An 18,253-nucleotide genomic window follows, 5' to 3' on the forward strand; every position below is an offset into this window, starting at 1 on the left:
CCAAACCGTCGCGAACCGGAGCCCGCTCCACCCGGGGTGTCCCGACCGAAACCCTTTCCCCGCGACCCGCGGAACGTGGGGGCAGATGCGAAAGAGCGGTCCGCCGAAGGGGCTCGTCTCCTATCTGGTGCTGGAGCTACTGGCCGAGCAGCCGCGGTACGGCTACGAGATTCTCAAGGAGATCGAGTCGCTGTCGGGCGGCCACTGGGAGCCGTCCTACGGCTCGGTCTACCCCATCCTCTACAAGTTCGAGGAGGAGGGGTACGCCGAACGCCTCGAGGTCGAAGACGAGCCGGACCGGAAGTACTTCGAACTCACCGACGCTGGTCGCGAGGAACTCCTCGTGAAACGCGAGGAGGTCGGACAGACCGGGGAAGACCTCTTCGACGTCATCCTCGGATTCTACCACATGTTCGCGGTGCTCGGCACCGACGAGCGCTTCGAGGTGCAGAACCCCGACGAGGGCGAGGGCTGGCGGTTCGACGAGGCATTCTCGTCGTGGATCGTCGAACAGGTCGTCCGGCACCACGAGTACTACTACTCCGACTTCGAGCGCATCGAGGACACGCCCGAGGAGTTCGCCGCACGGATGGGCCTCGACGGCGACGACTAGCTCAGCAGTTCGGGCCCGAACAGCATCAGGAGGAGGCTGGCCAGCATCAGTAGTCCGATACTCGTGGTGATGGCGCGCGTGACCGCCTGCCGATTGTCGAACGGGAGCCGCGCAGTCGCCGCTTCGGCGCCCGACCGCAGCAGGTGACCGCCGTCCAGCGGGAACGCGGGGATGCAGTTGAACAGCGCGAGGTTGAGGTTCACCCAGCCCGTCCACAGCAGGAGGTTCGCGCCGACGAACGTCACCCAGTTCGGTAACACGCCGAGCACGCCCGTGACGTGGTAGAAGCCGGCGTTCGTCCCGGTGAACCCGGGGAAGTTGAACCCCAGCGTCGGGTCGACGAGCCCGATGAACGGCAGGTAGAGCGCGCCGACGACGGCCTGCAGGAAGCCGGTGATGGGGCCGCTGTCACCGCCGAACAGCGCACCGAGGTACGCGGAACCGGAGATGTCGCCCGACAGCATCGTCTTGTAGGTGTCGGCAGGGTACAGCGACGCGCCGAACTCGTCGACGGCGATGCCCGTGACCCCGGGCGCGATGACGACGCCCAGGTAGCTGGAGCCGTCGCGTTGTTCGCCGAGTTCGACCTCGTAGGTCTCGCGGTTCCCGTCGACGTAGGCGGCGACGTCGATGGTGTCGCCGGGCGCACGGGCGTCGAGTTCTTCGCTGAGCGCGTCGCGGGTGGTGACGCGTTCGCCGTCGACGGCGACGACGACCGCGTCTTCCTCGGCGGGCATCCCCGAACCCGCCGCGGGAGCGTCCGGCGCGACAGTCACGAGCGCTCCGGCGGGCCCGGTCGTCGTCGACCCGTCGGCGAGCTCGAACGTCGCACGCTCGCGGTCGGCGAGCGCCTCGTCCAGTTCGGACTCGGTTGCGACCGCCGTTCCGTTCACGGCGACGATAGTGTCCTCGTCGGTGATAGACAGCGGCGAGTTCGAGGCGTTCGCAACGACGTCTAGCCGCCGGTCGACCGTCACCGTCTCACCACTCGACAGCGTCACGGGCACCGCCGGGTCGTCGTACTCGCGGAGCGCGCGCTCGAACTCGGTGTTGTTCGCGACGGCGTCGCCGCCAACGTGCGTGATGCGGTCGCCGCTCGAGATTCCCTCCTCGGCCGCCGCCGAGTCGCCGTAGACCTCGCCGACGAGACCGCCGTCAGAGACTGCGACGGCGCCCGCTACCGGTCCGAACAGCAGCGCGAGCGTGACGACGACGACGAGGAAGTTGTTCGTGACGCCCGCCGCGAACATCCGGGCTTTCGCACCCCGGTCGGCGGCCTCCTGGCTCTCGTGTTCGGGTTCGACGAACGCGCCGACCGGCAGCACCGCCAGCAGCGCCACGCCCATCGACGCCACCTCGATGTCCTCCACCCGGCACATCAGGCCGTGCCCGAACTCGTGGACGACGATGCCGACGAACAGCCCGGTAACGATTTCGGGTGCGACGGACAGCGGCAGGAAGTCGTTGACGCCGGGAATCACGAGGACGTTCGACGGCTGGCTGACCGCCGACGGCTCCGGCGGGTTCGCGAGCGTCGTCACCGCCGTCAGCACGAGCGCGAACAACACGCCGACGAGCACTACGACGGCGAGTCCGAGCCCGAAGTTCCCCCACGCCCGCCAGAGGCGTTCGGGCGCCGCCGCCCAGTCCAGGAACCGCTTGCCCCGCTTCGTGCTCAGTGTCGTTATCGGGCCGCTCGTGCTCACGAACGACGGCAGCAGGCCGCGGCTCCGCGCCCACGACACCACGGCCCAGTAGCCGACCAGGCCGACCAACAGCAGCTGCCAGGTTTCCATTGTTAGACGTGTCCGGGTTCGCGCGGCAAAAGGGGTTCGGGGACGGGACGGTGCTGCCGGGAGTCAGTCCGCCAGCCGTGGGCGGTCGACGTACTGTGACGCCGGGTCAGGCCTCTCGGCGCAGTCGGTCTAGCACGAACTCGCGGTCGAGTTTCGCGAGGAACGGCCCGAGCTTCGGGCCCTGGTCCTCGTCGAAGAACAGCCGGTAGCCGGCCGAGAAGAACGCCCCGATGTCGACGTCGTGGCGTTTCGCTGCCTCGTAGATCTCGCCCTGCAGGGCCTCGCCGTCGGGGTCCTCGGCGTCGAGGAAGTCGGCGAGCTCGTCGAGTGCGGTCTCGGTGGCGTCGTCGAAGTCGTGGGCGGGGATTCCGGTTCGCGCGAGCCGGTAGTTGAACTCGTTGTCCGTGCGTCGCGCCCACTCGCGGGCCAGCTCGACCCGCGCGAGCGCGTCCTCGACCGTCTGCTCGTCGGCGTCCTCGGGGATGTGGCCCTCGCGGCGCGCGATCTCCTCGCGGAGGTCGGGGTCGTCGGTCATCCCGAGCACCGCCGCGAACGTGAACGGGATGCGCACACGGTCCTCGTCGATTTCGTCCACGAGCAGGGGGTAGACGCGGTCGGCGCGCTCGCGTTCGTCCGCGTCGGCGTCCCCGGCCTCGCCGAAGTAGACGCGCTCTAGGCGGTCGAACTCGTCGACGAGCTGGTCGAGGTGTTCGACGGAGAAGTCCCGCGCCCGCCGGGGGTCCTTGCTGAAGAAGAACCGCACGACTTCGGGCTCCAGCAGTTCGAGGACGTCCTGGACGAGGACGACGTGGCCCGCCGAGGAGCTGAACGGCTCGCCGTCGAGCGTGAACCACTCGTAGGCCATCGGCACCGGCGGTTCGTCGCCGAGGACGTTCCGGGCGACGTCGGACCCGGAGGGCCACGAGCCCTCGGCGTGGTCCTTGCCGAACGGCTCGAAGTCGACGCCGAGGACACGCCACTGGGCGGGCCACTCGAAGCGCCACGGGAGCTTCCCCTCGCGGAGCGTCGCGGTGCCCTCGTGGCCGCAGCCGTCGATGGTCTGGTCGCCGGCGTCCATGTCCGTGCAGACGTACTCGACGGTACCGGCGTCTGCGTCGACGCCGGTGACGGTCTCCGTGACCTTCCCGCACGCCTCGCAGATGGGGTTGAACGGGACGTAGTCCTCGTCGACCTTGTCCTGGTACTCGGCGAGCACCTCGCGGGCCAACTCGGCGTGTTCGAGGAGGAATCGGGTGACGCCCTCGAAGTCGCCGTCCTCGTAGGCCTCGGTGTTCGAGACCATCTCCACGTCGATGCCCAGCAGGTCCGCGGAGGACTGGATGAGATTCGAGAAGTGCGCGCCGTAGGAGTCACAGCACCCGAACGGGTCGGGAATCGCGGTGTAGGGCGCGCCGAGGTTCTGGCCGAGCGCGCCCGCGTTCACGTCGCCGAGGTCCACGACCTCGCCGTCGAGGTCGGCGAGCTTCCGGGGCAGCCCCCGCAGGGGGTCGCGGTCGTCGCTCGTGAACACCTGCCGGACCTCGTGGCCGCGCTCGCGGAGCACTTCGGCGACGAAGTACCCGCGCACGATCTCGTTCATGTTCCCGAGGTGCGGGACGCCCGACGGCGAGATGCCGCCTTTCACGACGATGGGTTCCTCGGGGTCGCGGTCGAGCACGCGGTCGGCGGCGGCGTCGGCCCAGAACACGCGGCCGCTGTCGTCGTCGGCGTAGGGGTCGTCGTCGGGGTGCATCTGTTACTCGTCGTCGACCCAGTAGGTCATCTGGTCGTCGGTGCCGTCCGGGATGATGTCGGTGCCGTCGTGTTCGCCGTAGAGCACGGCGTCGACGATGCGCTGGGGGTCGGTGCCGTCGAGCACGATGGTGCGGACGCCCGAGCGCTCGATGAGCTTCGCCGCCAGCAGGTCGACGGGCGCCGACGACCCGGCGTTCATCTCGATGTCCGCGATGATGTCCACGAGGTCGCCGGCGTTCATCTCCGCGAAGTGCTCGGCGTCGTCGTCCTCGTTCGGGTCCGCGGAGAACACGCCGTTGACGCTGGTCGCGTACAGCAGCAGGTCGGCGTCCATGTACTCCGCGAGCGCCGCGCTCACGGCGTCCGTGGTCTGGCCCGCGACCACACCGCCCATCACGGCGACGTCGCCGCGCCGGATTGCCTCGCCCGCCTCCTCGTAGTTCCGCGCCGGGCTCGGGGCCGCCGCACCACCGAGCGCCGCGATGAGCAGCCGGGCGTTCAGTCGCGTCACGTCGACGCCGATGTCGTCGAGCTCGATCTCGTTCGCGCCGAGCTCCCGGGCGGTCCCGATGTAGTCTCGTGCCACTCCCCCGCCGCCGACCACGGCGCCGACCTCGCAGCCGGCGTCGGTCAGCCTGTCGATGGCGTCGGCGTGCGCGTCGACTCGCTCTGAGGCGAGGTCGGGCGCGAGCACGCTCCCGCCGATAGAAACCACCACTCGCATACTACAGTCCGATAGCCCGGAGCCGTCCTTAAGGGTTGTCAACTGCCGATTCGGAGGGCTATCCGGCTGCCGGAGGGAAACACGGAAGCGGGGTCGCCGAGATGCGCCAGTATGGTTCCGGTCCTCGACGTCGACGTCCTCCTCGCGCTGGCGTGGCTGGTGGTGCTGTTCGCGGCCGGGTTCCGGTACCGCTGGGGGTCGCTGCCCTCCGCGAGAGCGCTGCTAGTGGTCGCGTCGGCGCTGGTCTGGCTGGGGTACTCGCTGACACAGCTCTCGGCGTTTCTCGCGGCTCCGTTCGACGACGTAGCGGTCGCGGTAGCGGTGGGTTTCCTGGTCGCCGGCGGGGTGCTGCTCGTCAGGTGGTGGCGGCGGGACGACACGGCGAAATCCGGTGGAGCGGCTAGCGGTAACGAATGACAATTTCCGGGCTGGCTGGCAGCAAGTGGTGGTCGAACTACCGGCATCTGGTCGCTGTCTGACGCGTCGACGACGCAGATCGGGCGTGTGCCGACTACTACTCTGACGTAAACGTGAGAGTAGAAAGAAAATCCCAGAACCGTCTATAAAATGTCTGGACGGCTCTAAAACTGTCCTGAAACGTCGGTCGGAATCAGTTTACGGGTGAAACGTCGGAAATCTGCCCGAACGTTCCTCCCTTTATAACCGGTCGTGGCCAGTAGGGGTGAGCGAGGCCAGACACCATGAGCGCAACCCAACAGCCCTCCACCGAGGCCGACGCCGAGGCCGAATCACCGGACAAGGAAGCGCGCCTGAAGTCCTACCTCCGCGAGAAAGCCGCAGACGGCGAACTCTACTTCAAGAGCAAGTTCATCGCCGACGACGTCGACCTCTCCCCGAAGGAGATCGGCGCCCTGATGGTGAAACTCTCGAAGTCCGCCACGGATCTCGAAGTCGAGAAGTGGTCGTACACGAGCGCCACCACGTGGCGCGTCCAGCCCGCCTGACCGACGCGCTCGACCCCACCCTGACCCGCCGCCCACGCCCGCTACATCGCTCCCACGGGGTCCCGGTCCCCGAACCAACCACACGGGACGTTCCGCTCACGCCCCGCCCACCCACCTCACTCCACGCTTCCGGGACCCCCGTTCTTGCGTGCTGCGCCGCCGCTCCGACGGCGCCGCCGCACGATTCTCACCGCCGCCACAGTGGTTAAGCCACTGTGGCCGCTAGCCCCGGTCGATGTCGGCTCACCCGCCCGAGGACGCACCCGCCCCCGCCGCCCTCGGCGACCTCTTCGACGTCTACGAAGTCCGCCAGCAGGACGAACAGGTGCTGTACTTCGGCCGAGCCGGCGCCGACCGGAGCACCGTCGAACGGGAACTTTGGCCGCTGTTCCGTGAACACGGCTACGAGGTCCGGCTGGCGAGCCGTACCGGCGAGCTGGTGCTCGTCGCCGACCCCATCGACGCCACCAGCGACGACCGGGACGTCCCCTGGACGAACGTCGCGCTGCTCGTCGCGACGGTCGCGTCCACGCTGTTCGTCGGCGCGAACTGGTACTACGTCGACCCGATCTCGCCGGAGATCGTCCACGCCGTGCCGTTCACGCTGTCCGTGCTCGGCGTGCTCGCCGTCCACGAGTTCGGCCACTACGCGATGAGCAAGTACCACGACGTCGACGCCAGCCTCCCGTACTTCATCCCGTTCCCGTCGCTGTTCGGGACGATGGGCGCCGTCATCCGGATGCGCGGCCGGATGCCCGACCGCAAAGCGCTGTTCGACATCGGTGCCGCTGGCCCGCTCGCGGGGCTGGTCGCTGCCGTCGTCGTCTCCGCAGTCGGCCTCTGGCTGCCCCCCGTGACGGTGCCGGCGGACGTCGCGACTTCGGCGTCCGCCGTCCGCATCGAGTTCGACTACCCGCTACTGCTGCGGGGTATCGCCGCCGCCATCGGCGAGCCGCTGTCGTACAGCGACCCGACCCGGTCGGTCAACCCGGTCGTGATGGGCGGCTGGATCGGGATGTTCGTCACGTTCCTGAACCTCCTCCCGGTCGGCCAGCTCGACGGCGGCCACATCCTCCGGTCGCTCGCCGGCGAGGCCGCCGGCCGGCTCGCCCCGGTCGTGCCGACGGCGCTGTTCTCCCTCGGCGCCTACCTCTGGGTCGTCGAGGACGCCGGGAACGCCGCCGGCATCTGGCTGATGTGGGGGCTGCTGGCGTCGGTGGTGTCGCTGTCCGGGAGCGTCCAGCCCGTCGACGACCGCCCGCTGGACCGCCGGCGGGTGGCACTCGGCGTGCTGACGTTCGCGCTCGGCGCGCTGTGTTTCATGCCGCTCCCCATCCAGATCGTCGGCTAGTGCGTCCAGCCCTCGTCGGCGAGCGCCTCGCCGTCGAGCTGGATGCCCGTCTCCGTCGCCTCCCCGACCACCGAGAGGTCGACGGGGACGGCGGCCCGCGCCGCCTCCACGCGCTCCGGGGGGACCGTCGCGACGAGTTCGAAGTCCTCGCCGAACGTCACCGCCCGGCCCAGCGGGTCGTCGACGAGCCCGGAGAGGGCGTCCGCGACCGGAATCCTGTCGCCGTCCACGTCGAATCCGCAGCCGCTGGCCTCCGAGAGCTGGTGCAGCGAGCGCGCGAGGCCGTCGCTGGAGTCCATCATCGCCGTCGCGTGCGCGCCGAGCGCCCGGCCGGCGGCCACGCGGGGCATGAACCGGAAGAGGGCGTTCGCTCGCTCCACGTCGCCGCGCTCGAACAGCTCGAGGGCTGCCGCGCTCCGGCCCAGCGACCCGGTGACGACGACGCTGTCGCCCGGCTGGGCGCCCGCTCGCCCGACCCGCCTGTCGGCGTCCCCGACGGCCGCCGTCGCGACGGTGAACTCGTCGTGGCCGTCGAGGTCGCCACCGACGTACTCCGCGCCGACGGCGGTACAGACCTCCCTCGCGCCGGTCACGAACGCCGTCAGCTCGTCCTCGTCGAAGTCGGGGGCGGCGTAAGCGGCGACAGCTGCGGTCGCGTCGGCGCCCGTGGCGGCGACGTCCGACAGCGACGCGCCCACGGACCGCCAGCCCGCCGTGTACCGCGTCGTCCCCGGCGGGAAGTCAGTGGCCTCGTGGAGCATGTCGATGGTGAGGGCCGTGTCGTCGACGACGGCGGCGTCGTCGCCGGCGCCGGACACGAGCCCACCGACCAGGTCCAGGGCCGCGCGCTCGTCCATGCCACCGGGTTGGCAATCCCACGTGAAAAGCCCCCGGATGCCCCGTTCGCTGGCCCGGAATCGCCGCCGCGAGTGCGTGGGGTTCCGGCGGAGCGGCCCGGCTGTGAGTCACCGACGCGAGCCCGAACGAGCGGCTAACGATGCCTTTAAACGAATCAGGGCCGACGTGCCTCCAATGGCAACTCTCTACGACGCTCCCGTAGACGAGCTCATCGACGAGCTCGCCGCGGACCTCGAGGAACGACTCGACGAGCCGGACTGGGCGAACTACGCGAAGACGGGCGCTGGCCGCGAGCTCCCGCCCGAGCAGGAGGACTTCTGGGCGACCCGCGCCGCCAGCCTCCTCCGGAAGGTCGCCGTCGACGGCCCCATCGGCGTGAAGCGGCTGTCCTCGGCGTACGGCTCCACGACGGACGGCTCCAACCGGTACGTCGTCGCGCCGTCCAAGACGACGAACGGCTCCCGGAACATCGTGCGCACCATTCTCCAGCAGCTCGAAGAGGAGGACCTCGTCGAGAAGCAACACGACCGCGGCCGCGTCGTCACCGCCGAGGGTCGGAGTCTCCTCGACGAGACCGCCGGCGACGTCATCGAGGACCTCGACCGTCCGGAACTCGAACGCTACGCCTAACGACCTTCGACGACGGTAGCCGTTCTCTCCGGCGACTCTCGCCGCCGCACTCTCCCGCCTCCAGCGGTGGCACTCGCCACCTGCGTGCGCAACAATTAACGGGATTCGCGGCCAACTACCGTGTAGTATGAGTGGGAATTCCGACGACGAACGACTCGAGGAGCTCCGCCAGCGGAAAAAAGAGCAGCTCAAACAGCAACAGCAGCAGGGCGGCGAGGCACAGCGGGAGGCACAGCAACAGCAGGCCCAGCAGGCCGAACAGCAGAAGCAGGCGCTGCTGAAGCAGAACCTCACGGACGGCGCCCGGAAGCGCCTGAACACCATCAAGATGAGCAAGCCGGAGTTCGCCGAGAAGGTCGAACAGCAGGTCGTGGCGCTGGCCCAGTCCGGCCGGCTCGAGGAGCGCATCGACGAGGACCAGATGAAAGAACTCCTCCGCGAACTCAAGCCCGACTCCCAGAGCTTCAACATCAACCGCCGATAATAGATGGAGCTGGGACTGCTCTACAGCGGCGGGAAAGACTCCACGCTGGCTGCGCTCGTCCTCGACCGGTTCTACGACATCACGCTCGTCACGGCGCACTTCGGCATCACTGACGAGTACGAGCACGCCCGCGAGGCGGCCGAGGCGACGGACTTCGCGTTCGAGGCGCTGGAGCTCGACCGCGAGGTCGCCGACGACGCCGTGGAGTTGATGCTGGAGGACGGCTACCCGCGCAACGGCATCCAGCACGTCCACGAGCAGGCGCTGGAGGCGGTGGCGGAACTGGGGTTCGACGCCATCGCCGACGGCACCCGTCGTGACGACCGCGTGCCGACGGTGTCGCGGGCGCAAGCCCAGAGTCTGGAGGACCGCCACGACGTCGACTACCTGTCGCCGCTCTCGGGGTTCGGACGGGGTGCGGTCGACCGGCTCGTGCACGCCGAACTCGACGTGGAGGTCGGGCCCAGCGAGGAGATCCCGCGCGCCGACTACGAGGCCGAACTGCGCGCGCTACTCGCCGAGGAGCACGACGAGGCGGTCATCCGCGAGGTGTTCCCGGACCACGACCAGACGTACGTCCACGGCCTCCGGGACTGACCGGGCGTCGCGCTCGCCCGTCCCACGACTGCGTCCCCTACCGGGCGTCGCGCCTGCCGTAATCGAACCACTCTTCTCCGGGCCGCTGTTCCCTCGACGTGATGCAGCCAGGGTTGGTGTACGCGCTCGCCGCCGCCGGCATCTGGGGCGGCTACCTCTTCGCCCTGAAGCGGTACTTCGCGGGCATCCACGGCGCCGTCCTCACGCTGTTCGTGAACATCTCGGCCATCGCGTGGTATCTCCCGGTCGCCGCGGCGACGGGCGACGGCGGCATCCCGTCGTTCCCCACGCTCTCGCTGACCGCCGCGGGCGTGCTCGCGGGAACGATTCTCCTCGGGGGTGCGGGGTTCCTGCTGTCGGTGCGCGCGCTCGCCGTCGGCGACGTCTCCTACGTCGCCCCCATCGCGAAGATCGTGCCGGTGTTCGTCCTCCCCATCGAGGTCCTGGGCCTCGGCGCGGTCCTCGACCCGCTGTCGGTTCTCGGCGTCGGCGTCGCCACGACCGCGGTCTACCTCGCGAACTACGAGGGCGGCGACCTCGTCGAACCCATCCGGCGCGCCCGCCACTCGCGGGCCGCCCAGCTCGCGCTGTTCTCGGCGATGCTGTACGCCGTCAGCGACATCGGCCGCCGGCTCGTCCTCGGCGACTACACCTTCCCGACGCGGGTCTGGGTGCCGACGTTCCTCGGTGGCGTCGCCATCGCCGTCCTCCCGCTCGCGCTCCGCCGCTGGCCCAGCGAGGGCGTCCGCCCGCACCTCAAACTGTTCGCCATCTCGGGGTCGGGCGTCGCGCTCGGCGAGCACATCACGGCGCTCGCGTTCGCCGCCGCGCCCGCCAGCATCGTCTCCACGCTCGTGAACGGCCAGGCCATCGTCGCCGTGCTCCTCGGCTGTGTGCTCCTCGGGGAGCCCGGCCTCCGACGCCGCCTCGCTGCTGCCGTGCTCGCCGTCGTCGGTGTCGGGATGATTGCCGTCTGAACGGCGATTGGCCAGCCGGCATCGGGTGGACTGAAAGGGGCCAGGCTCTCGAAGAAGACTGGCGACGCGAGCACTGGAGCGAGTGCAGCGAGCGAAGGGCGCAGCGAGCCACTCGATTCGAGAGCCCGTGGGCGTTCGAGGTCACGCAATCGGGCGACTGCTACCCGCACACTCCCTGCCACACAGGGCCAGTGAACGGAAGCATTGAAGCGCGGGACGCGACAACGACGCTGCATGTACGACCGACTCAAGGGGTTCCGAGATTTCTACCCCGAGGACATGGGGCCGCGCCGGGTGGCGATGGACGCCCTCGAGGACGCGGCCCAGCGGTACGGGTTCCGCGAGGTGGGGACGCCGGCCCTGGAGTCCACGCAGATGTACGTGGACAAGTCCGGGGAGGGCATCGTCGACGAACTGTACTCGTTCACCGACCAGGGCGGCCGTGACGTGGCGCTGACGCCCGAACTGACGCCGACCGTGGCGCGGATGGTGGTGGCGAAACAGCAGGCGCTGTCGAAGCCCATCAAGTGGTACTCGACGCGGCCGTTCTGGCGCTACGAGGAGCCCCAGCAGGGCCGGTTCCGGGAGTTCTACCAGACGAACGTCGACATCTTCGGGTCCAGCGACCCGCGGGCGGACGCCGAGGTGCTGGCGGTCGCCGCCGACGGCCTGACAGAACTGGGGCTGACCAGCGACGACTTCGAGTTCCGCGTGAGCCACCGCGACATCCTCGGGGGGCTGCTGGAGGCGTTCGACGCCGACGTCGACACCGAGGAGGCCATCCGGACCGTCGACAAGCGCGAGAAGATCGAGCGCGCCGAGTACCTCGACGGGCTGGCGGCGGCCGGCCTCACGTACGACCAGGCCGAGCGCTTCGACGACCTGCTCGCCGGCGACGACCTCGACGCGCTCACCGAGTTCGCGGGCACCGAGCGTGTCGACGACGCCGTGACGAACCTCCGGAACGTGCTGGAGGCGGCCGAACACCTGGGTGTCCGGGAGTTCTGCGACGTCTCGCTGACGACCGCCCGCGGGCTGGACTACTACACGGGCGTCGTCTTCGAGTGCTTCGACTCGACGGGCGAAATCGGGCGCTCGGTGTTCGGTGGCGGGCGCTACGACGACCTCATCGAGAGCTTCGGCGGCCAGCCGACGCCCGCGGTCGGCGTCGCGCCCGGCCACGCCCCGCTGAACCTCCTGCTGGAGCGCGCCGGCGTGCTCCCGGAGGGCGAGTTCGCGGCCGACTACTACGTACTCCAGGTCGGCGACACCGAGGCCGAGGCCGCCGCGGTCGCACAGGCGCTGCGCGAGCGCGGGAACGTCGTCGACACCGACGTCACCGGCCGGAGCTTCGGCGCGCAGATGAACTACGCCGACAGCGTCGGCGCCGACACCGTCGTCATCGTCGGCGAACAGGACCTCGCCGACGGCAACGTCACGGTCAAGGACATGGCGAGCGGCGACCAGACGACCGCGCCGTTCGCCGAGTTCCCCGGCGACATCGACAGCCCGACCGTCGACGACTTCGAGTAGGATGCCCCGTCGCGCGTTCCGCGTCGCCTACGACGGTCGGCCGTACCACGGCTTCCAGCGCCAGCCCGACGTCACCACGGTGGAGGGCGAACTGTTCGGCGCGCTCCGCCGACTGGACGTCTTCGCCGGTGAGAAGCCGCCGGGCTACGCCGCCGCGGGACGCACCGACGCCGGCGTCTCGGCTCGCGCGCAGACCGTCGCGCTCGACGCGCCCGAGTGGCTGACGCCGTACGCGCTCAACGGCGAACTCCCGGACCCGATTCAGGTGTGGGCGCACGCCGACGCCCCCGACGACTTCCACGCGACCCACGACGCGAACTGGCGGGAGTACCGGTACTTCTGGCACGTGCCCGAGGGCAGTGAGGGTACGGAACGGCGAGCGGAGAGCAACGCGACCCGCGAGCAAGCCCCGGACGCCGACGACGACTGCGCGGAGCGCGCGCTCTCCCGACTCGCGGGCGAGCACGACTTCCACAACCTCACGCCGGACGACGCAAACACCGTCCGAACACTCGACGCCAGCCTCGAACGCGAGGGCGACTTCCTCGTCGTCACGGTTGGCGCGAGCGGGTTCTGCCGGGAGCTCGTCCGGCGCGTCGTCTCGCTCGTGCAGGAAGTCGCGGAGACGGGCGAGTTCGACCGCATCGAGACGGTGCTCGGCGACGACCCGGTCGACGGCCCCGATGGCGTGCCGCCCGCCGACCCCTACCCGCTCGTGCTCCACGACGTCGACTACGACGACCTCGACTTCGCGGTCGACGAGGACGCTGCAGAGCGCGCACGAGCGACCTTCCGGTCGCTTCACGACGACCGGCTGGCGCTGGCGCGGGTCGCTGGCCACCTCGCCGAGTTCTGAGTCAGTTCCAGCCGTCCGGCCAGACGCCGGCGGCCTCCATCCCGGGCCGCATCCCGTCGTCGTCGAGGCGGTCGCGGAGGGCGTCGCCGTCGGGCCGCGGGACGGTTTCGCTGTCGTCGCTTGCGAGTTCGCGGACGACGAGCGCGGCGAGCATCCCGTGCTCGCGGAGGTTCCGGGCGTCGGCCTTGTCCCGGGTGTCGGCGTGCGTGTGGCCCCAGCCGCGGCCGCGCTCGGGCGTGACGGAGTGCAACTGCAGGGCGGGGACGCCGGCCCTGAGGAACGGCCAGTGGTCGCTGTACGGGTGGACGGCGTCCCGCACTTCGATGGGGTGGCCGGTGTCGTCGCTGACGCGGTCGAGGACGCCCTCGAAGTGGTCGGTGCCGTGGAGGAACGCCCGCAGGGTGCGGTAGCGGCCGGCGCCGTCGAGGTTCACGACCGCGCGCACGGACTCGGGGTCGAGGCGGTCCGCGAGCGCGCTGGCGCCCTGCAGGCCGACCTCCTCGGCGCCGACGGTTGCGAGTCGGACCCGGCAGTCGAGGTCGAGGTCGGCGAGGACGCGGGCGGCGGCGACGAGCGTGGCGACGCCACAGCCGTTGTCGAGCGCGCCCTCGGCGATGTCGTGGGCGTCGTGGTGGGCGAGGACGACGACCTCCTCGTCGGTGTCCGGGCCGAGCACGCCCTGGGTGTTGGTCCCCTCGCCGGGCTCCGTGTGGGCGTCGACGGAGAGCGCGACCTCGCCGCCGCGGTCGGCGTACTCCTGCAGCCACGCGCCGGTCTCCGTGGAGACGCCGACGGCGGGAATCTCGCCCTCGCGGCCGAAGCGCAGCGACCCCGTCGGGGGCAGCTGGCCGTCCTTGTGGTTGTAGAAGACGAAGCCGGCGGCGCCGTCGTCGACTGCCCGGCCGTACTTCTCCATGCGGTGGACGAGCCGGCCGCCCGGCGGGCTGTCAGTCGAGGCGAGTACGACGGCACCGTCGACGTCGGCGCTGTCGAACTCGTCGTCGGTCGCGTACCCGACGTCGACCAGCCCGCCCGAAGCGGCTCCGGCGGGCGAGTACGGGAGTGCAATCGCCTCGAACTCGCGGTCAGTCGGTTCGGTGACGCGCAGCGAGCAGTCGCCCCGGGTCCAGACCGGGAGGTCGAACGAGGTCGTTGCGACGTCGCGAGCGCCCGCGTCGCGGAGCGCCCCGGCAGTTATCTCGGCGGCTCGGCGCTCGCCCTCGTGGCCGGCGAGCCGGTGGTCGAGTTCGGTCAGGGCGGTGAGCACGTCCCACGGCGTCTCGTCGGTCCACGCCCGTCCGAGGGCGCGGGCTTCCTCAGTCATACTCCCGTGTACGGTGGCGGGACAGTTAATTTCGCGGGCGGGCGGCGGCAAGGCCGCTGCCGTTTGCCAACGTTTAACCGACCGCACGCGAACGCTGAGGCGTATGAGTAGTGTCCCCGAACGCGAGGAACTGGACGACGAGTACAAGTGGGACCTCGAGTCCATCTACGCGACCGACGAGGACTGGGAGGACGGTTTCGAAGCCCTCCAGGCGAAGCTCGAGGACCTCGAGGCCTACGAGGGCCGTCTCACCGAGGACGGCGACACGCTGCTGGACGCACTGGAGCTCCGGGACGACATCTACCGAGAGGCCGAGAAGGTGTCGTCGTACGCACGGATGCGCTCGGACGAGGACACCCGCGATCAGGAGTACCAGGCGCTGCGGGCTCGCGGCGCGAGCCTCATGACCGAGGTCTCGTCCGCGACCTCCTTCTTCGACCCCGAACTCCAGGACTGCACGCGCGAGGAGCTGCAGGCGATGGTCGAGGAGACGCCCGACCTCGAGGAGTACGAGCACTACTTCGACGACGTGCTGCGGATGAAGCCGCACACGCGCTCCGCCGAAGTGGAGGCGCTGCTGAGCGACCTCGGCGAGGTGTTCGGTGCGCCCAGCGACGCCTACAACATGCTGACCGACGCCGACCTCGAGTTCCCGACCGTCGAGGACCCCGACGGCGAGGACGTCGAGATCTCGCAGGCGAACTTCACGAAGCTCCTCAAGGAGCCCGACCGCGAGTTCCGCCAGACCGTCCACGAGGAGTTCTACGAGACCATCGGCGACGTCCGGAACACCATCGGGTCGACGATGAAGAACCAGATGAAAAAGGACGTCAAACTCGCCGAGGCGCGGAACTACGACACCGCCCGGCAGGCCGCCCTCGACGACGGCAACATCCCCGTCGAGGTCTACGACACGCTCGTCGACACGGTCGACGACAACCTCGACAAGCTCCACCGCCACGCCGACCTCAAGCGGGAGGCGCTGGGCGTCGACGAGCTGGAGATGTGGGACCTCTACATGCCCATCGTGGACTCCGAGAGCCCCGAAATCGGCTACGAGGAGGCCCGCGAGCACGTCGTGGAGGCGGTCGCGCCGCTCGGCGACGACTACCAGCAGCGCGTCGCCGAGGGACTGGACTCCAACTGGGTGGACGTCTACGAGAACCGCGGGAAGCGCTCGGGCGCCTACTCCGGCGGCACCTACGACACCCAGCCGTTCATCCTGATGAACTACCAGGACGACATCTCCTCGATGTTCACCCTGGCCCACGAGCTCGGCCACAGCCTCCACAGCCAGTACACGAGCGAGCAGCAGCCCTACGTCTACTCGCAGTACGAGATCTTCGTGGCCGAGGTCGCCTCCACGGTGAACGAGGCGCTGCTCGTCAACCACCTGCTGGACACGGTCGAGGACGACCACTTCCGGCGGCACATCCTCAACGAGTACCTCGAGCGCTTCCGGTCGACGCTCTACCGGCAGACGCTGTTCGCCGACGTCGAACAGCGCCTCCACGAACTCACCCGGGAGGGCGAGGCGCTCACGCCGGACCGAGTAGACGACGTGTACGGCGACCGCAAGCGCGCCTACTACGCGAACGCCAACGTCGACGACCACATCGAGCGGGAGTGGATGCGCATCCCGCACTTCTACTACAACTTCTACGTCTTCCAGTACGCGACCGGCATCTCGGCCGCCGTCGCGCTCGTCCAGGACATCCTCGAGGAGGGCCAGCCCGCCGCCGACCGCTACCTGGAGTTCCTCGAACGCGGCTCCAGCGAGTACCCGCTGGAGCTGCTGCGGGACGCGGGCGTCGACATGTCCACCAGCGAGCCCATCGAGCGCGCGCTCGGCGTCTACGACGACTACCTCGGCGAGGCCGAGGACCTCGTCTGACCCGGCAGCGCTCGCGCCGAATCGCCGGGCAGCGTCGGACGCGTGACCGCCGGTAGGCGTTCAGCCTACCCAAAGGAACTTCTACGCGGGGACCCTAGCGGGGGCAACGAATGTCGCGTAGCCCCTCACTGCCGGACCGGCCGACGCTCGACGTCGACCCCGAGTCGACGCCGGGGGAGCGCCTCGACGCACTTCGAGACCACTACGAGGAGATCGTGGCGGTCCACGAGGAGCTCCGAGAGCAGCTCGACGACGTGGAAGCCCGCCGCGAAGAACTCCGCGAGGAGGTCAACCGCCTCCAGCGCGAGAACGAGACCCTGAAGACGGCGTCGCTGTACCTCGCGACGGTCGAGGACCTGCCGGAGGACGGCAGCGCCGTCATCAAGCAACACGGCAACAACCAGGAGGTCCTCACCGAGCTGTCGCCGCGGCTCGCCGACGAACTGGACGTCGGCGACCGGGTCGCCATCAACGACTCGTTCAGCGTCCAGCGCGTCCTCGACGACGAGACGGACGCGCGGGCGCAGGCGATGGAGGTCGACGAGTCGCCGACCGTCGACTACGAGGACATCGGCGGCCTCGACGAGCAGCTCCGGGAGGTCCGGGAGGCCGTCGAGGACCCGCTCGTGAACCCCGAGAAGTTCGACGCCGTGGGCGTCGAGCCGCCCAGCGGCGTGCTGCTGCACGGTCCGCCCGGCACCGGGAAGACGATGCTCGCGAAGGCCGTCGCGAACCAGACGGACGCGAGCTTCATCAAGATGGCCGGCAGCGAGCTCGTCCGGAAGTTCATCGGGGAGGGCTCCCGGCTGGTCCGGGACCTCTTCGAGCTCGCCGAGCAGAAAGAGCCCGCCATCATCTTCATCGACGAGATCGACGCCGTCGCCGCCAAGCGCACGGACTCGAAGACGTCCGGCGACGCCGAGGTCCAGCGGACGATGATGCAGCTCCTGAGCGAGATGGACGGCTTCGACGAGCGCGGCGACGTCCGCATCATCGCGGCCACCAACCGCTTCGACATGCTGGACTCCGCGATTCTGCGGCCGGGTCGCTTCGACCGCCTCATCGAGGTGCCGAACCCGAACGAGGAGGCCCGCGAGCGCATCCTCGAGATCCACGCCGCCGAGATGAACGTCGCCGACGACGTCGACTTCTCGGACCTCGCGCGGGACACCGATGGGTTCTCCGGCGCGCAGCTCGCCAGCCTCGCCACCGAGGCCGGGATGTTCGCCATCCGGGACGACCGCGAGGAGGTCCGTCGCGGGGACTTCGACGACGCCCACGAGAAGCTCGTCGCCGAGGGCGAGGCCGAGGACGCGGGCGGCCCGCGGTACCCGAGCTACATCCAGTAGGTATTCTTCGCCCGGCCGGCTAGGCCGGGTATGTCCAGTCGGATTCGAGTGGCGTGGGGCACCGGCGCCGCGCCCACCGAGATGGCGGCCTACGACGCCGCGCTCGCGGACGCGAACCTCCACAACTACAACCTCGTCGGCGTCTCCTCGGTGATTCCGGCCGACGCCGGCGTCGACGCCGTCGGGACGGCGCCCGACCTCGGTCCCGCCGGGAACAAACTGACCGTCGTCGAAGCGCACGCGAACACCGCCGGCCCGGGGCACACGAGCGCGGCGCTGGCGTGGGCCGAACGCGGCGACGACCCCGGCCTGTTCTACGAGGCAGCCGGCGAGACCAGCGACGACGACGTCGAATCCCGGGTGACAGCCGGCATCGAGGCCGGCCTGGACCTCCGGGGCTGGGACGCCGACGACCCCGCAGTCCGGAGCGTGACAGTGGAGGCCGAACCGGGCGAGCACGCCGCCGCGGTCGTCGTCGCCGCCTACGGCGACAGCGACCCCGTCTGCTGACTGCGAATCCTACCCACACTACAAGGACTATACGTGA

The 18,253-nt window shown here is 69.7% G+C and carries 18 protein-coding genes; 13 read left to right on the plus strand and 5 right to left on the minus strand.

Annotated elements, in window-relative coordinates; genetic code table 11:
• Positions 1 to 85: 85 nt before the first annotated feature.
• Positions 86 to 613 carry a PadR family transcriptional regulator gene (locus LT971_RS02905; RefSeq protein WP_237005348.1) on the plus strand — a complete coding sequence of 176 codons (528 nt, stop codon included), beginning with the start codon at positions 86 to 88 and terminating at the stop codon, positions 611 to 613.
• Here LT971_RS02905 and LT971_RS02910 read toward each other — a convergent pair.
• The 3 genes from LT971_RS02910 to pyrH all read right to left on the minus strand — a co-directional run bounded on the left by LT971_RS02910 (position 610) and on the right by pyrH (position 4,888).
• Positions 610 to 2,409: a site-2 protease family protein gene (locus tag LT971_RS02910; protein WP_237005349.1), complete on the minus strand. Its 1,800-nt coding sequence runs from the start codon at positions 2,407 to 2,409 to the stop codon at positions 610 to 612. The two genes, LT971_RS02905 and LT971_RS02910, sit on opposite strands and share 4 nt — an antisense overlap.
• 106 nt (positions 2,410 to 2,515) lie before the next feature.
• The gene (lysS, locus tag LT971_RS02915) at positions 2,516 to 4,162 is read right to left on the minus strand and encodes a lysine--tRNA ligase (protein ID WP_237005350.1); all 1,647 of its coding nucleotides are present in this window, start codon (positions 4,160 to 4,162) and stop codon (positions 2,516 to 2,518) included.
• A 3-nt stretch (positions 4,163 to 4,165) separates the two neighbouring features.
• Positions 4,166 to 4,888 (minus strand): UMP kinase, encoded by a 723-nt coding sequence (gene pyrH / locus LT971_RS02920; RefSeq protein ID WP_237005351.1) that lies wholly within the window; start codon positions 4,886 to 4,888, stop codon positions 4,166 to 4,168.
• Positions 4,889 to 4,999: 111 nt separating this feature from the next.
• Here pyrH and LT971_RS02925 point away from each other — a divergent pair, with 111 nt between their 5' ends.
• From LT971_RS02925 to LT971_RS02935, 3 genes are all read left to right on the plus strand, one after another.
• Positions 5,000 to 5,305: a hypothetical protein gene (locus LT971_RS02925; RefSeq protein ID WP_237005352.1), complete on the plus strand. Its 306-nt coding sequence runs from the start codon at positions 5,000 to 5,002 to the stop codon at positions 5,303 to 5,305.
• A gap of 284 nt (positions 5,306 to 5,589) precedes the next feature.
• On the plus strand, positions 5,590 to 5,853 hold the full coding sequence (locus LT971_RS02930; protein ID WP_237005353.1) for a DUF7123 family protein: 264 nt from the start codon (positions 5,590 to 5,592) through the stop codon (positions 5,851 to 5,853).
• 235 nt (positions 5,854 to 6,088) lie between these two features.
• A complete protein-coding gene (locus tag LT971_RS02935; protein ID WP_237005354.1) occupies positions 6,089 to 7,204 on the plus strand; it encodes a site-2 protease family protein in 1,116 nt (371 codons plus the stop codon).
• Here the strand turns inward: LT971_RS02935 and thiL are convergent.
• Positions 7,201 to 8,061 (minus strand): thiamine-phosphate kinase, encoded by an 861-nt coding sequence (gene thiL, locus LT971_RS02940; RefSeq protein ID WP_237005355.1) that lies wholly within the window; start codon positions 8,059 to 8,061, stop codon positions 7,201 to 7,203. The genes LT971_RS02935 and thiL overlap by 4 nt on opposite strands.
• A 175-nt stretch (positions 8,062 to 8,236) precedes the next feature.
• On the opposite strand from thiL, the gene LT971_RS02945 reads away from it, so the two are divergent.
• The 6 genes from LT971_RS02945 to truA all read left to right on the plus strand — a co-directional run bounded on the left by LT971_RS02945 (position 8,237) and on the right by truA (position 13,139).
• Positions 8,237 to 8,692 (plus strand): 30S ribosomal protein S19e, encoded by a 456-nt coding sequence (locus LT971_RS02945; RefSeq protein ID WP_237005356.1) that lies wholly within the window; start codon positions 8,237 to 8,239, stop codon positions 8,690 to 8,692.
• 127 nt (positions 8,693 to 8,819) lie between these two features.
• Positions 8,820 to 9,176, plus strand: coding sequence for a DNA-binding protein (locus LT971_RS02950; protein WP_237005357.1), 357 nt, complete (start codon positions 8,820 to 8,822; stop codon positions 9,174 to 9,176).
• A gap of 3 nt (positions 9,177 to 9,179) precedes the next feature.
• On the plus strand, positions 9,180 to 9,773 hold the full coding sequence (locus LT971_RS02955) for a DUF7411 family protein (RefSeq protein ID WP_237005358.1): 594 nt from the start codon (positions 9,180 to 9,182) through the stop codon (positions 9,771 to 9,773).
• Between the two features lie 101 nt (positions 9,774 to 9,874).
• Entirely contained in the window at positions 9,875 to 10,750 is an 876-nt protein-coding gene (locus LT971_RS02960; RefSeq protein ID WP_237005359.1) for an EamA family transporter, read from the plus strand.
• A 234-nt stretch (positions 10,751 to 10,984) separates the two neighbouring features.
• Positions 10,985 to 12,283 carry a histidine--tRNA ligase gene (hisS, locus tag LT971_RS02965; protein ID WP_237005360.1) on the plus strand — a complete coding sequence of 433 codons (1,299 nt, stop codon included), beginning with the start codon at positions 10,985 to 10,987 and terminating at the stop codon, positions 12,281 to 12,283.
• Position 12,284: 1 nt separating this feature from the next.
• Positions 12,285 to 13,139 carry a tRNA pseudouridine(38-40) synthase TruA gene (gene truA / locus LT971_RS02970; RefSeq protein ID WP_237005361.1) on the plus strand — a complete coding sequence of 285 codons (855 nt, stop codon included), beginning with the start codon at positions 12,285 to 12,287 and terminating at the stop codon, positions 13,137 to 13,139.
• Between the two features lies 1 nt (position 13,140).
• On the opposite strand, the gene LT971_RS02975 is transcribed toward truA, so the two are convergent.
• Positions 13,141 to 14,463, minus strand: a complete 1,323-nt coding sequence (locus LT971_RS02975) for a M28 family peptidase (RefSeq protein ID WP_237005362.1) — start codon at positions 14,461 to 14,463, stop codon at positions 13,141 to 13,143.
• A gap of 103 nt (positions 14,464 to 14,566) precedes the next feature.
• On the opposite strand from LT971_RS02975, the gene pepF reads away from it, so the two are divergent.
• From pepF to LT971_RS02990, 3 genes are all read left to right on the plus strand, one after another.
• Positions 14,567 to 16,357: an oligoendopeptidase F gene (gene pepF / locus LT971_RS02980; RefSeq protein ID WP_237005363.1), complete on the plus strand. Its 1,791-nt coding sequence runs from the start codon at positions 14,567 to 14,569 to the stop codon at positions 16,355 to 16,357.
• A 110-nt stretch (positions 16,358 to 16,467) separates the two neighbouring features.
• Positions 16,468 to 17,706 carry a proteasome-activating nucleotidase Pan2 gene (gene pan2 / locus LT971_RS02985; protein ID WP_237005364.1) on the plus strand — a complete coding sequence of 413 codons (1,239 nt, stop codon included), beginning with the start codon at positions 16,468 to 16,470 and terminating at the stop codon, positions 17,704 to 17,706.
• A 30-nt stretch (positions 17,707 to 17,736) separates the two neighbouring features.
• Positions 17,737 to 18,216: a pyruvoyl-dependent arginine decarboxylase gene (locus LT971_RS02990; protein ID WP_237005365.1), complete on the plus strand. Its 480-nt coding sequence runs from the start codon at positions 17,737 to 17,739 to the stop codon at positions 18,214 to 18,216.
• The last annotated feature ends 37 nt before the right edge of the window (positions 18,217 to 18,253 follow it).

Source organism: Halobacterium rubrum, assembly GCF_021729015.1.
Classification (GTDB): domain Archaea; phylum Halobacteriota; class Halobacteria; order Halobacteriales; family Halobacteriaceae; genus Halobacterium; species Halobacterium rubrum.